Genomic DNA, 13470 nt, shown 5'->3' on the forward strand with positions numbered 1-13470 from the left:
GAATATTTTGGCTCGGTTTTATTTTTAATAATATCAGATTATTTAGGGGTAACTAGAACTTGAGAAGTTTTATCTTCATCCAGATCACGGACGACTTTATAACCAGCAACTTTAACGTTGGTCTTGTGGTACTTACCTGAAACTTTTGAACGAACTGAGACAGTTTGTTCCATTGGGATACCAGCAAGTTTTCCCTTCATATGAATGACAGGATTATCATTTGAGTTATTAGTAAATGTGTATTTGAGAGTTCCTTGTTTATTTAAATCGTTAGCTTTTTTGGCTTGATCAATAGTTTTGTAAATTTTAGAGACACTGTAAATAGTTACAGTATTGTTTTTAGCATTAAAATGATAAGCATCGATTCCTGACTTGCTATTGTAATTGATCTTACCATTCATGTACCAAAGATTTTCTACCGAATTAAAAGCTTGCTTAGCAGTTTGCGTTTTGGTCGGATTTTGCATACTTGCTTTGCTATCATTATCGTTTGTGGAAGAACTATTATTAGCTTTCTGACATCCGGCTAGAATTAAGACAAATGCAGTAAATACTGATAATAACAACCCTAATGATTTTCTTGTTTTCATAATTATTATCACCTCATGAGTTGAAATTATCACATAAACAGCGCAAAATCTAGTAGAATGGCTATTTATTAACTAAAGATAATAATATTTAATCTTTTTGAAAAATAATTAATTGGGAGGAAATAAATTTGGTAACGATTCGAGATATCGCTAACAAACTGGGACTATCAGTCTCAACCGTTTCCCGAGCACTAAACAATAATCCAAGAATTAGTATTAAGACCAGAAGAATTGTTCGTGAGTACGCTGATAAGGTCGGTTATGAACCAAATTATAATGCTCGAAGTTTGACCCTCCAAGAGTCTAATGCAATTGGAGTTGTCTTTCCGGTAAACGAACGAGTGATTGATAATATCTTCTATGTTGAGTTACTGCGGGGAATTAGTAAGCGACTAAATGAAAATAATTTTGTACTTTCTGTTGCGGTTGGCGATACAGCTGAAGCAGTTATGGAAAGCGTTAAATCAATGATTAGTCGTGGAAAAATTAAACGATTTATCATCTTCTATTCACATGCTGGTGACCCAGTTATTGATTTAATCGATAGTTCACCGGTTGATTATGTAACTATTGGTAAACCAACTCATGGTAATGACTGGTTATATGTCGATAACGATAATAAGCAGGCAGGGATGGATGCAACTAGGTATTTAATTGATGAATTAAAAATCAACCACCCGGCATTTATTGAATCAACTTTTGGCTGGCCATACGAAGAAGATCGACGAACTGGTTATTTAGAATTATTAGATGAATTAGGAATTAAACCATTAGTTGTGTCAATTTCTGAAGAAGATCCGGATGCGATTAATGAATTTATTAGTGATCATCCTGAAATTGATGGGGTCGTGGCGACGGATGACTATATTGGACTTAAATTCTACAAACAATTCAACCTAGTTCATCCAGATGTTGATAAGCATGTTGAAATCGTTGGATTTAACGCATCATTACCAAGGGAATTGGTCAATGTTCATTTCCATTCGGTTAACTTATTTCCAGAAGAAATGGGTGGCGCTGCAGTTGACTTACTAGTTAGAAATGATAATGAACCACTGTTTGGTGATCAGCGTTATCAAATAATTCCGCATAAAATTTAGTTTAAGAGGTTTCCAAATTATATTTGGAAACTTTTTTTTTTATTTTTTGAAACCGCTATCAACGTGATGACGTGGGTTACGAAGACTGGTTTAGACCAAAAATGTTATGCAAGCGTTTGCAAAAAAATCTAGTGCATGCCATAATAACCTCGTAATAAAAAAACAAACTAAATTGGAGGGAAATTTTATGGATGAGAATGGCGCTGCAACAACTGCTAAGACACATGGATTGCCAAAGTTACCTGCTAGTACAATTTGGATGATCAATTTTGGATTTTTAGGGGTTCAAATGGCTTTCACGTTGCAAAGCTCACAGATGAGCCGAATATTTCAAACAATTGGAGCAGATCCTAACAACTTGGGATGGTTCTTTATTTTGCCACCTTTGGCTGGATTGATTGTCCAACCAATCATTGGTTATTATTCAGATCGAACCTGGGCACCTAAGCTAGGTGGCCGGAGATTACCATACCTTGCATTAGGTACATTAATTGCAATTATTGTTATGTGTTTACTTCCTAATTCGGGTAGTTTTGGTTTCGGATACGCTTCTATTACCGCCTTAGTCTTTGGAGCAGTCACAGTTGCCCTTTTGGATGTTTCGTCAAATATCGCTATGCAACCATTTAAGATGATGGTTGGTGATATGGTAAATGACGATCAAAAGAGTTATGCCTATGGAATCCAAAGTTTCCTATCAAATGGTGGTGCCGTCTTAGCTGCCATCTTCCCATTCCTATTTACTGCCATGGGAATTGCTAATACTGCTAAAAAGGGTGTTGTTCCCCAATCGGTTGTTGTGTCATTTTACGTCGGGGCAGCATTGTTATTAATTACCAGTCTATTCACAATTTTCCGAGTTCACGAATATGATCCACAAACATATGCTAAGTATCATGGAATCTCTGAAGATGCTAATTCAACTGGTGGTAACTGGTTTACACTATTGAAAAAGCACCTAAAGTATTTTGGACGGTTTCATTAGTTCAATTCTTCTGCTGGATTGCATTTCAATACCTTTGGACATACTCGGCTGGAGCAATTGCCCATAATGTTTGGAATACTACTAATGCTGCTTCAGCAGGATATCAAGCTGCTGGTAACTGGTATGGGGTGTTAGCTGCTGTTCAATCAATTGCAGCCGTCGTTTGGTCATATGTATTAGCTAAGTTACCCAATAATCATCATAAATTAGGTTATTCACTTAGTTTGGTGATTGGGGCCGTTGGTTTCTTGTCAATCTTCTTCATTCACTCACAGAGTATGCTAGTTGTCTCATACATTTTTGTTGGGATGGCTTGGGCATCAATGAATACTTACCCATTAACGATGATTACCAACGCACTTAACGGTGAACACATGGGAACTTACCTTGGATTATTCAATGGCTCAATTTGTTTACCACAAATCGTTGCATCACTTGCTAGTTTTGCATTATTCCCACTATTAGGCGGCCTGCAAGAAAACATGTTCATTCTTGCTGGAATTATCATGGCCCTTGGTGCCTTATCCGTTGGATTTATCAAAGAAACTTATAAGGAATAGAGAGGATATTAGATATGAAGAGAACCTTCGATGTTCAACCTTGGAATGTAATTACGCATACATTTAAAAATGAATCAGAAAATAAACGACTTCAAGAATCAATGACCAGTCTTGGTAATGGATATATGGGGATGCGTGGATTCTTCGAAGAAGATTATTCAGGGGATACGCTTCCTGGAATCTATCTTGGCGGAGTCTGGTATCCAGACAAGACCCGAGTCGGTTGGTGGAAGAATGGTTATCCTGAATATTTTGGTAAGGTAGTTAACGCGACAAACTTTATTAAGATGCACGTTAAGATAAACGGTGAGTTGGTTGATTTAGCCAAGGATCAAATTACTGACTTTACCTTAAACCTTGATATGAAACAGTCATTGCTAACTCGTTCATTTATCGTAACGAAAGGTGACGCGGAAGTTCAATTAACCTTTGAACGGTTCCTAAGTGTTGCTCAACAGGAACTATCAGTTCAACGAGTTACTGCAAAAAATGTCGGTAATACTGACGTTGAATTAATTATTGATTCAGCAATTGATGCAGATGTTGAAAACGAAGATGCTAACTATGACGAACGTTTCTGGGATGTTTTAAACACTGACCAAGGAACTGAGACAGGCGACGTTGTTTCAAAGACCGTTGAGAATCCATTTGGTACTCCCCGATTTACAGTGGGCATGGAAATGCGGCATGTGACAGACATGAGTTCAAAGCAAGTTAGTCAACCTAACGATAAAGAAGTAGTGAATGAGTTTATAACCACCTTACAAGCGGGTGAACTTACGCAACTTGAAAAACGGGTAATCGTGGTTACCTCACGGGACTATGATACTGAGGCTCAGTTAACTGATGCCATGCATAAATTAAGTGATAAAGTTGCTGGCCAAAGTTATGCTGAATTATTCACTGCTCATGCAGACATTTGGGCTGATCGTTGGGAAAAATCAGATATTCAAATTAGTGGGGACGATGAAGCCCAACAAGGAATTCGTTTTAACCTCTTCGAATTATTCTCAACTTACTATGGTGAAGATGCTCGATTGAACATCGGTCCCAAAGGGTTCACCGGTGAAAAGTACGGTGGAGCAACATACTGGGATACCGAAGCCTTTGCAGTGCCCGTTTACCTAGGAATTACTAATCCAGAAGTTACTCGGAACCTATTAATGTATCGTTACAAGCAACTTGATGGTGCTTATCACAATGCTAAGCAACAAGGCTTAAAGGGTGCATTGTTCCCAATGGTAACTTTTGATGGCATCGAATGTCATAATGAGTGGGAAATCACATTTGAAGAAATTCACCGGAACGGTGATATTGCATTTGCGATTTATAACTACACTCGTTACACTGGCGATAACTCATACGTCCAAAATGAGGGTGCCAAGGTCTTAGCAGAAATCTCTAAGTTCTGGGCTGATCGGGTTCACTTTAGCGAACGAAACCAAAAGTATATGATTCACGGGGTTACCGGCCCTGATGAATATGAAAACAACGTTGATAACAACTGGTATACTAACCTTCTCGCTCAATGGACATTGAAGTACACATTATCGATCCTTGATGATGTGTCACCAGAATGGCAAGCTAAGTTGGATGTTACTGATGCTGATAAGCAAAAGTGGCAAGATATCGTTGACCGGATGTACCTTCCTTATGACAAGGACCTTAACATCTTCGTTCAACATGATGGCTTCTTGGATAAAGACATTAAGCCCGTTAGTTCGCTTGGCAAAGATGATCTACCACTGAACCAAAATTGGTCATGGGATAAGATTCTTCGCTCCCCATATATCAAGCAAGGTGACGTTCTTCAAGGAATTTGGGACTTTATTGATGATTACACTCCTGAACAAAAGAAAGCAAACTTTGATTTCTATGAACCACTAACAGTTCACGAATCAAGTTTATCCGCTGCAATCCATTCAGTATTAGCTGCTGATTTGCATTATGAAGACAAAGCAGTGGAATTATACGAACGAACAGCTCGATTAGATCTAGATAACTACAACAACGATACAGTTGATGGGTTACACGTTACCGCAATGACCGGTGGCTGGATCGCAGTTGTTCAAGGATTCGCTGGAATGCGGGTTCGTGATGACAAGTTGCATTTTGCACCATTCCTACCAAAGAAATGGGATCATTACTCATTCCGTCAAGTATTCAGAAACCGAGTTATTGAAGTTTCTGTTGATGGTTCTGGCGCCAAATTTAAGCTAATTGATGGTGCACCAATTACGATTGATGTTGATGGTAAAGATGTTAAATTAGCAAAATAATAGTTATGTAACAAGCCTTCGATGGTTTTTAAGTTTCCAATCACCGAAGGCTTGTTTAAGTAAATAACTGAATTTCACCTACTTATGCTAGCAACTTTTAGCCCTAACAGTAATTTTAGAATATGGTAAATAGTTAAACTCCCAATTGAGTTGTGCCACCTAAAGGATAGACATGTTAGGATAAATTGCAGTTGGATATAACTAGTGAATTAGATCTGTTCATTAATTGGTTAACGATAACAAATGACCATAGCATAATCATGATTAATAAATGTTACACATGAAACATTGGCTGCTATGCTTGACAACATTGGAATTATCGAATATTACTATTAATATTAAAAGCAGACCCTAATCAATTTTGATTAGGTCTCTTTTAAACTTGATTATTATTTAAGTACCTTGAAACGATCAGCGTCGTTCATGAATTCCTTTTCGCCTGCACCAGCTTCGATTGAACCGAAGTCGAGTTGGGCACGTAATCTCCAGCCATCAGGAATGTTGAAAGCTTCTTTTACAAGATCGTCAATTAATGGGTTGTAATGTTGAACGTTAGCACCAATGCCATTTTCAGCTAATGATGTCCAAACTGAATATTGAGCATTACCTTGAGCTTGTTCAGCCCAGTCAGCAAAGTTATCCGCATATAACGTGAAGTTGTTTTCGAATTCGTGAACAATATTCATGTCTGTGTAGAATAAAACAGTTCCGAAAGCATTCTTAAAGCCGTTTAATTTTTGCAAAGTCTTTTGGTAAGCTTCTTCACTAGGAACTTCTGTTTTAAGACGATCTGCAACGATGTCCCAAAGCTTTTCATGACTGTCGCCAAACAAGATGACTGCACGAGTAGTTTGGTTGTTAAATGCAGTTGGAGCCCATTTGATATTTTCCTTGATCAAGTCAGCAATTTCGTCTGGAGTTTGGTTAAGGTTACGGCCAAGTGCGTAAATTGAGCGACGGTTCTTTGATAAGTCTAAGAATTGTTCCTTCATGTGATGAATACCTCACTTTATTTTTTATTTAAAATTAATCTATAATTTCATTATACCGATTACTTTTAGTAAGTAAAGAGTTAATTACTAAATTCTGCAAATAAAAAAGTATGCGGCACTTGAGCAACATACTTTTTGAAGACTATTTAGATACTGAGTTAGCTTTTTTAGCTTTCTTTTTCATCATGGTCGTGACGCATTTGCATTTCAATATCTTCAAGAGATTTACCACGTGTTTCAGGTACGTAGTATTTAACGAAGAAGTATGACAAGATGGCAAATACAGTAAATACAGCGAATGGACCACCGATGTTGTTATTAAATGATGCTAATAGAGTCAAGAAGAATTGTGAAACAATAAAGTTACCAATCCAGTTTGCAGCAGATCCAATTGATGAACCAATACCACGAACGTTTAATGGGAAGATTTCACCAATCAGTACCCAAGCAATTGGACCCCATGAAACAGCGAAGCCAAAGATGTAGATAGCAATTAAGATAATAGTAGGGATGGCAGTGACAGTAACTGGCATGGTAAAGTTAATTACTGACAAAATACCAATTGAAATTGCCATGATGATTGAACCAAATTCAAGGATTTTTTTACGATCAAAACGATCCATGATCTTGTAAGCGATAATAGTACATACGAAGTTAACAACTCCAATAAATACTGAAATCCAAATGGCATTACTTTCAGGGAACTTAAATGCCTTGATAAATACTTGTGGTAAGAAGTAAATTACTGAGTTAATGCCGACAAGTTGTTGTAGGAACATAATTCCAACGGCAACTATAACTGCTGGTCGGGCGAAGGTGAATAATTCTTTGATTCCACCTTTAGGTTGTTTAGAAACTTCAACAATGTCTTCTAGTTCCTTATCTGGGTCTGCGTCAGGAATATTCTTACGAAGAACGTGAAGAGTAGCTTTAGCTTCATCAAGCTTACCTTTTTCAACTAAGAAACGAGGAGACTCTGGTAATAAAATGGCCCCAACAAATAATAGAAGGGCAGGAATCAATGCTGATCCTAACATCCACCGCCAGTCACGAACGCCTAATAAGTTGTGGCCTAAGAAGCCAAGGTTTGAAACATAAGCCATTAAGATACCAAATGTTAACATCAACTGAAACATGGTTCCCAGTGAGCCACGGTGATCAGCGTCTGCTAATTCAGCAAGGTATGCTGGGGTTAAGGCTGATGCTGCACCAACGGCTAAACCAAGGACGATTCTGGCAACAACCATGGATGTGAATCCGCCAGCAACCATTGATAAACCTGAACCAAGCAAGAATAAAATTGATGCAAGAATTAATAGCTTTTTCCGACCGAATTTATCAGAAAGTGGTCCGATTGATAGAGCACCGACTGATGAACCGATTAGAACTGATGAAGTGATAAATCCAGTTTGAGCAACACTCAAGCTGAAGTTGGTTTCAATTAATGGAGAAGCACCAGAAATAATTCCAGTGTCAAATCCGAAAAGTAATCCTCCAAGCGCTCCGAAGAAGAAGATGGCGCCTGTACTTAAACTATGCTTTTTTTGCATAAAACAAGCCTCCTAAATAACTTTGTTAAGTACGCCACTAACAATTTATTTTGATTACCAATGAAAATATAGCTAAATACATGGTTTATAAATGATTGGTAACTGGAATCAAATCAAAAAATATGTAAGCGGTTTCCCTATGTACTATACGATAGTAAAAAATTTACAAAAATGCAAGCGTTTCCACTGGATTTTCGAAGTTTTTTTTGTCATCACAAAATTTTCCAGCCTTGATAGTTGACTATGTGAGGTAAATCTCGAATACTTGAAGTAGATAATAAAAGGTGGAGGGATTGTCATGACAATTAAAATCGGTGTTATTGGTGCTTCCGGCATGGCTGGCAGTGCGATTACAGAAAATGCGGTTGATCGGGGATTTGATGTAACGGCTGTCGTTAGAAATGTCACTAAAGCTAAAGATAAATTTGGTGATCAGATTGATTATTTAGAAAAAGATGCGTTTGATTTAACTTATGATGATATCCAAGGGTTTGATGCACTTATTGATGCATTTGCACCCGGCAGTGAAAGCCTTGCAAGTAAACATACTGAATTAGCAACCAAACTAATTAAATTAGTTCAAAATCATGACAAACCACGACTAGGATTCATTTTAGGGGCAGCTAGTTTGAATATTGGTAATGGTAAACAATTACTTGATCAGTTAGTTAAAATGCCTGACTCCGATGAATGGATTGCAACTCCTAAAGCACAATTTGAAGAGTATCAAATTTTGCTTACTTCTGAAGGCGTTGACTGGTTTGCGGTTTCACCTAGCGGTACGTTTGAACCTGGTGAATTAACTGAATACACCACGGGCAGCAACGATATGTTGAAGAATAAAAATGGTAAGTCAATCGTATATAGCAAGACTTTAGCAAAGGTGTTAGTGGATGAAATTGAAGATCCTAAACATCATAATGAAAGATTTACGGTAGTTAGTGAAATCTAAATTCTGTTTACAATAATTAAATATTTGCTTACAAAAAGAACGTTCGTAATGTAAATTTTTACACTACGAACGTTTTTTTTAATTAATTACTGCTGCGACATTGTTGGCCAATTTCTTAATTTTAGAAAGGGACGTCGATCCTTGGCTACCAATAATATCGACAAAGGCGCTCCCAATAATTATGCCATCGGCAATTTTTGCCATTTCAGCAGCTTGTTCAGGCGTGTGAATACCAAAACCAATGGCAGTTGGGGTATCAGTATACTTTCTAATTTCAGAAACCAGATTTTCTAAACCATCGTAAAAGTTATCCCGTTGTCCAGTAATTCCTAATGAGGAAACGACATATATGAATCCGGATGCGACTTCGGCGATTTTCTTAATTCGATGCCCCGATGTTGGTGTGATCAGGGGAATAATATCGATGTCATATTTGGTTGCTGTTGGAACAATATCATCGCGACTTTCTAATGGTAGATCTGGGATCACTAATCCTGAAATGTTTAGACTGGCGCATCGACTTAGAAAGTTATCAAAGCCATACTTAAATGGAATATTCAGGTAAGTTAGAATTACCATCGGAATATTAGTGTGTTTCCTGACAGTTTCAATAATTTCAAAGACGCGTTCAGTCGTCACCCCCGATTTGAAGGCTCGCAAATCGGCTGCCTGGATAACTGGTCCATCAGCTACTGGATCAGAGAAGGGGATCCCTAATTCAATAATGTCGGCGCCACTATCGGCCAGGGTAAGAATATTAGTCACAGTTGTTTCAAAATCAGGATCATTTGCAACGACAAATGGGATAAAGACTTTTTTGTTTTTAAAAATACCGGATAAATTACTCATCGATATCAACTCCTTTGTATTGTGCAATGCTAGCAACGTCTTTGTCTCCTCGACCAGAGAGGGTGCAAATAATTACCTGATCTTTACGCATTGTTGGGGCTAATTTTTTGACGTAAGCAATTGCATGACAACTTTCAATCGCAGCAACAATGCCCTCGGTTTTGGCAATATATTCAAAGGCTTCGACTGCTTCATTGTCAGTAATGCCCACATATTTAGCACGACCATCGTCTGCAAGGGCAGCATGCTCTGGACCGACTCCAGGATAGTCTAAACCAGCAGAAATTGAGTAAACTTCATCAATTTGACCGTCTTGGTTTTGAAGAAATTTAGATTTCATTCCGTGGAAAATGCCAGTTGAACCTCGTTCAATGGTGGCGGCAGTTTGATCAGTATCAACCCCTTTACCTGCCGCTTCCACACCAATTAGTTCAACTTCAGGATTATTAAGATAGTCAGCAAAACTACCAATGGCGTTACTTCCACCACCGACACAAGCTACGACTGCGTCAGGTAAACGATTCTCTTTAGCTTTTAACTGCGCTTTAGATTCCTTACTAATCACGCTTTGAAAATATTTAACCATTTCAGGGTATGGATATGGGCCAACGGCTGAGCCAATAATATAGAAGGTGTCTTCACAGCGAGCGGCCCATTCTTGTAAGGTAGCGTTAATGGCATCCTTTAGAACTTTTGAACCACTGGTCACAGCGTGGACTTTGGCCCCAAGTAATTCCATGCGGTAAACATTGAGTTTTTGACGATCGGTGTCCATTTTACCCATGAAAATTTCACAATCCATTCCAAGTAAAGCGGCAATTGTGGCCGTGGCAACTCCGTGTTGGCCAGCTCCGGTTTCTGCAATTAGACGTTTTTTGCCCATATGCTTCGCCATTAATGCTTGACCAATTACGTTATTTATTTTGTGAGCGCCAGTGTGGTTCAGGTCTTCTCGCTTTAGATAAATTTTGGCTCCGCCTAGGTCTTCGGTCATATTTTTGCATAGTAGAGTAATGAAGGACGGTTAGCGTAATTTACAAGTAGATCGTGAAGTTCTTGTTGAAATAAATCATCATTTTTAGGTGGCAAATTCATCATTGATTTTTCTAGTTCGGTCATTAGTGTTTCGGGGATATACTGGCCACCAAATTTCTGACCGTAAATTCCGGGTTTAGTTTGCTTAATTTCTTGCATTTAAATCGCTCCTTTGACTTGCGCAATAAAGTTTGTTATTTTTTCTGGATCCTTATGACCATTAGTCTCGACGCCACTAGAGACATCAACAGCAAATGGTTTAGTTAAGTTGATAGCTGAGCTGACATTTTCTGGGGTTAAACCGCCAGCGAGAAAGATTGGTTGGTTGGGAGTGATGGTCGTTAAATCGAGTAGCTTGCCACTACCATTACCAGCATCAACCATAGCAAAGTCAGCAGTGGTAGTTTGATCAATTGGTTCATTGACAAATACTCTAATTACTTTTAAATCAGCTGTTTGCAACTTGCTAATCATTAATTGATCTCCGTAACCATGCAGTTGGGCAATGGAAATGGCATGGGTTTTGAATAATTTAATGATGTTTTCGGATGATTCATTTACGAAGACTCCAACTGATTTAATTGCTGGATCTAATATTTTTCGTAATTTAATTGCCTGTTGAACAGTGATTTGGTGGCGGCCAGGGGCAAATACGAATCCGGCATAATCTGGTTTTGCTTTATTTACCGCCTGAATATCGGAAGGTGACATTAAGCCACAAATTTTAATTTTTGTCATGATTCAGACCTGCTTAAAATCTTGGATTAATTCACGCTTATTAGTAGCTCTCATTAAAGTTTCGCCGATTAAAATGCCATTAAAGCCGGCTACTTTAAGTTGGTAAATATCATCTTCAGTCTTGATTCCACTTTCTGAAATCATTAAGACGTTATTTGGCACCAGCTTTTTAAGGGTTAGACTGTTATTCAGATCAACAGTAAAGTCTTTGAGGTTCCGATTATTGATACCGATAATTTTGGCACCAGAATTAAGTGCGCGATTAACTTCCTCGGCATTATGAACCTCGACGATGGCGTCCATTCCTAAAGCTTCCGCAAGTTGGCGATAGTCTCTTAATTGGTCATTATTTAAGATGGCGGTGATTAAGAGAATGATGCTGGCGCCGCTGGCTTTAGCTTCATAAATCATATATTCGTTGATCGTGAAGTCTTTTCTTAAAATTGGAGTAGCCACTTCATTGGCGATGGCTTCTAGGTAGTCAAGCTGGCCATGAAAGTATTTAGGCTCCGTGAGAACTGAGATTGCGTCAACATCAGCGGCTTCGTAGTCATGCGCAATTTGTAAATAAGGAAAGTCGGTGGCGATGACGCCTTTGGATGGTGAAGCTTGCTTCACTTCAGCAATAATGTGTAGCCCTGGCTGAGCCAAGATTGACGAAAAACTACTGTTGGACTTTTGTGTAGCCAGAGCCTTTAATTCTGCAAGGGAAACTTTCATTTGTTGATTACTAATTCGTTGTTGGGTTGCGGTAACTAGATCATCGAGAATCATGCGACCACATCCTTAGGATTAAGCTTGCGCAATTGGTTAAGCTTAGTGATGGCTTTGCCACTATCAATAGTTTCGGTAGCTATTTTTATTCCATCAGCAATGGAAATCTCTCGTTTGGCAGTATGAATTGCCATTCCGGTATTCATGATTACGGCTTCGCGTTTAGGACCTTTAACTCCTGAGAAAATGTCTTCAGTAATCTGAGCATTCTCAGCTGGGGTACCACCAACCAAGTCATTTTTATCGACAATTGGTAGACCAAAGTCAGTTGGAGAAACCGTGAATTCTTTAAGCTCGTTGCCGGTTACTTCAATGACATAGGTCGTTCCAGTTGGAGTAACTTCATCTAATCCGTCAGATCCATGAACAACTAGAGCGTGGGTAACGCCAAGTTTTGGTAGGACTTGGGCCAAAGGTCGCATTAAGTCTTTATCATATACGCCAAGTAGTTGAGTTTTTGGTTTAGCGGGATTAGCAAGGGGGCCAAGAATGTTAAAGATGGTCCGAATTCCAAGGGCCTTTCTAACGGGGGCAACGTACTTCATTGATTGATGGTATTCTTGAGCGAATAAAAAGCAGAGGTTAGTGGTCAAAAGGCTATCGTATGATTCAGTTGGGGTTTGATTGATGTTCAAACCTAAGGCTTCTAAAACATCGGCAGCCCCGCTTTTTGATGAGGCGGCGCGATTACCGTGCTTAGCAACTTTGAATCCTGCAGCTGCTAGTAGGATGGCGCTAGTAGTTGAAATGTTGAAAGTGTTGGCTTGATCGCCACCAGTACCAACGATTTCTAATACGTTATCAACCTTTGGAAATGGTAAGGCATGATTGCGCATTGATTGAGCAGCTCCGGCAATCTCGTCGATGGTTTCGTGTTTGGTGGCTAAAGCCGTTAATAGGCTTGCAGTTTCAATTTCACTGGTTTCTCCAGTCATAATTTCATCAAGAACTGATTGGCTTTCAGTGAATGTTAAGCTTTCGTGATTGGTTACTTTTTGAATGGCTTCTTTAATCATAATAATTTCCTCCTAAAATCTGAGTAACAAACTATCAATGATTAAATTGC

At 38.6% G+C, this 13470-nt stretch carries 10 protein-coding genes and 2 pseudogenes; 4 read left to right on the forward strand and 8 right to left on the reverse strand.

Going from position 1 to position 13470, the window contains the following annotated elements; translation table 11 throughout:
* Positions 1 to 38: 38 nt before the first annotated feature.
* Complete coding sequence (locus NBRC111893_RS02665) at positions 39 to 590, reverse strand: hypothetical protein (protein ID WP_191984810.1); 552 nt, start codon at positions 588 to 590, stop codon at positions 39 to 41.
* Positions 591 to 718: 128 nt separating this feature from the next.
* On the opposite strand from NBRC111893_RS02665, the gene NBRC111893_RS02670 reads away from it, so the two are divergent.
* The 3 genes and pseudogenes from NBRC111893_RS02670 to NBRC111893_RS02680 all read left to right on the forward strand — a co-directional run bounded on the left by NBRC111893_RS02670 (position 719) and on the right by NBRC111893_RS02680 (position 5514).
* Positions 719 to 1690 (forward strand): LacI family DNA-binding transcriptional regulator, encoded by a 972-nt coding sequence (locus NBRC111893_RS02670; protein WP_125007876.1) that lies wholly within the window; start codon positions 719 to 721, stop codon positions 1688 to 1690.
* 187 nt (positions 1691 to 1877) lie between these two features.
* Positions 1878 to 3235, forward strand: a pseudogene (locus NBRC111893_RS02675) (SLC45 family MFS transporter).
* Positions 3236 to 3249: 14 nt separating this feature from the next.
* Complete coding sequence (locus NBRC111893_RS02680) at positions 3250 to 5514, forward strand: glycoside hydrolase family 65 protein (RefSeq protein WP_125007877.1); 2265 nt, start codon at positions 3250 to 3252, stop codon at positions 5512 to 5514.
* Positions 5515 to 5903: 389 nt separating this feature from the next.
* Here NBRC111893_RS02680 and NBRC111893_RS02685 read toward each other — a convergent pair whose 3' ends face one another.
* Together NBRC111893_RS02685 and NBRC111893_RS02690 are read right to left on the reverse strand one after the other, a co-directional pair.
* Complete coding sequence (locus tag NBRC111893_RS02685) at positions 5904 to 6506, reverse strand: nitroreductase family protein (protein WP_125007878.1); 603 nt, start codon at positions 6504 to 6506, stop codon at positions 5904 to 5906.
* A 167-nt stretch (positions 6507 to 6673) separates the two neighbouring features.
* Complete coding sequence (locus NBRC111893_RS02690; RefSeq protein ID WP_125007879.1) at positions 6674 to 8056, reverse strand: sugar porter family MFS transporter; 1383 nt, start codon at positions 8054 to 8056, stop codon at positions 6674 to 6676.
* A gap of 298 nt (positions 8057 to 8354) precedes the next feature.
* Here NBRC111893_RS02690 and NBRC111893_RS02695 point away from each other — a divergent pair, with 298 nt between their 5' ends.
* Entirely contained in the window at positions 8355 to 9008 is a 654-nt protein-coding gene (locus NBRC111893_RS02695; protein ID WP_125007880.1) for an NAD(P)-dependent oxidoreductase, read from the forward strand.
* Positions 9009 to 9086: 78 nt separating this feature from the next.
* Here NBRC111893_RS02695 and trpA read toward each other — a convergent pair whose 3' ends face one another.
* From trpA to trpD, 5 genes and pseudogenes are all read right to left on the reverse strand, one after another.
* On the reverse strand, positions 9087 to 9857 hold the full coding sequence (trpA, locus tag NBRC111893_RS02700; RefSeq protein WP_125007881.1) for a tryptophan synthase subunit alpha: 771 nt from the start codon (positions 9855 to 9857) through the stop codon (positions 9087 to 9089).
* A pseudogene (trpB, locus tag NBRC111893_RS02705) lies at positions 9850 to 11051 on the reverse strand (tryptophan synthase subunit beta). The gene trpA and the pseudogene trpB overlap by 8 nt, the downstream one beginning before the upstream one ends.
* Positions 11052 to 11630: a phosphoribosylanthranilate isomerase gene (locus NBRC111893_RS02710; protein WP_125007882.1), complete on the reverse strand. Its 579-nt coding sequence runs from the start codon at positions 11628 to 11630 to the stop codon at positions 11052 to 11054.
* 3 nt (positions 11631 to 11633) lie between these two features.
* The gene (gene trpC, locus NBRC111893_RS02715; protein WP_125007883.1) at positions 11634 to 12404 is read right to left on the reverse strand and encodes an indole-3-glycerol phosphate synthase TrpC; all 771 of its coding nucleotides are present in this window, start codon (positions 12402 to 12404) and stop codon (positions 11634 to 11636) included.
* Complete coding sequence (trpD, locus tag NBRC111893_RS02720; RefSeq protein WP_125007884.1) at positions 12401 to 13420, reverse strand: anthranilate phosphoribosyltransferase; 1020 nt, start codon at positions 13418 to 13420, stop codon at positions 12401 to 12403. Before trpD ends, trpC begins: the two co-directional genes overlap by 4 nt.
* Positions 13421 to 13470: the final 50 nt, after the last annotated feature.

Origin of the sequence: Lentilactobacillus kosonis (assembly GCF_003864335.1) — a bacterium.
GTDB classification, from domain to species: domain Bacteria; phylum Bacillota; class Bacilli; order Lactobacillales; family Lactobacillaceae; genus Lentilactobacillus; species Lentilactobacillus kosonis.

Bases quoted from the DNA above. Each gene is read 5' to 3' on its own strand.
- trpD (WP_125007884.1), bottom strand. From the start codon at position 13,420: ATGATTAAAGAAGCCATTCAAAAAGTAACCAATCACGAAAGCTTAACA.
- trpA (WP_125007881.1), bottom strand. From the start codon at position 9,857: ATGAGTAATTTATCCGGTATTTTTAAAAACAAAAAAGTCTTTATCCCA.
- NBRC111893_RS02685 (WP_125007878.1), bottom strand. From the start codon at position 6,506: ATGAAGGAACAATTCTTAGACTTATCAAAGAACCGTCGCTCAATTTAC.
- NBRC111893_RS02680 (WP_125007877.1), top strand. From the start codon at position 3,250: ATGAAGAGAACCTTCGATGTTCAACCTTGGAATGTAATTACGCATACA.
- NBRC111893_RS02690 (WP_125007879.1), bottom strand. From the start codon at position 8,056: ATGCAAAAAAAGCATAGTTTAAGTACAGGCGCCATCTTCTTCTTCGGA.
- NBRC111893_RS02695 (WP_125007880.1), top strand. From the start codon at position 8,355: ATGACAATTAAAATCGGTGTTATTGGTGCTTCCGGCATGGCTGGCAGT.
- trpC (WP_125007883.1), bottom strand. From the start codon at position 12,404: ATGATTCTCGATGATCTAGTTACCGCAACCCAACAACGAATTAGTAAT.
- NBRC111893_RS02665 (WP_191984810.1), bottom strand. From the start codon at position 590: ATGAAAACAAGAAAATCATTAGGGTTGTTATTATCAGTATTTACTGCA.
- NBRC111893_RS02710 (WP_125007882.1), bottom strand. From the start codon at position 11,630: ATGACAAAAATTAAAATTTGTGGCTTAATGTCACCTTCCGATATTCAG.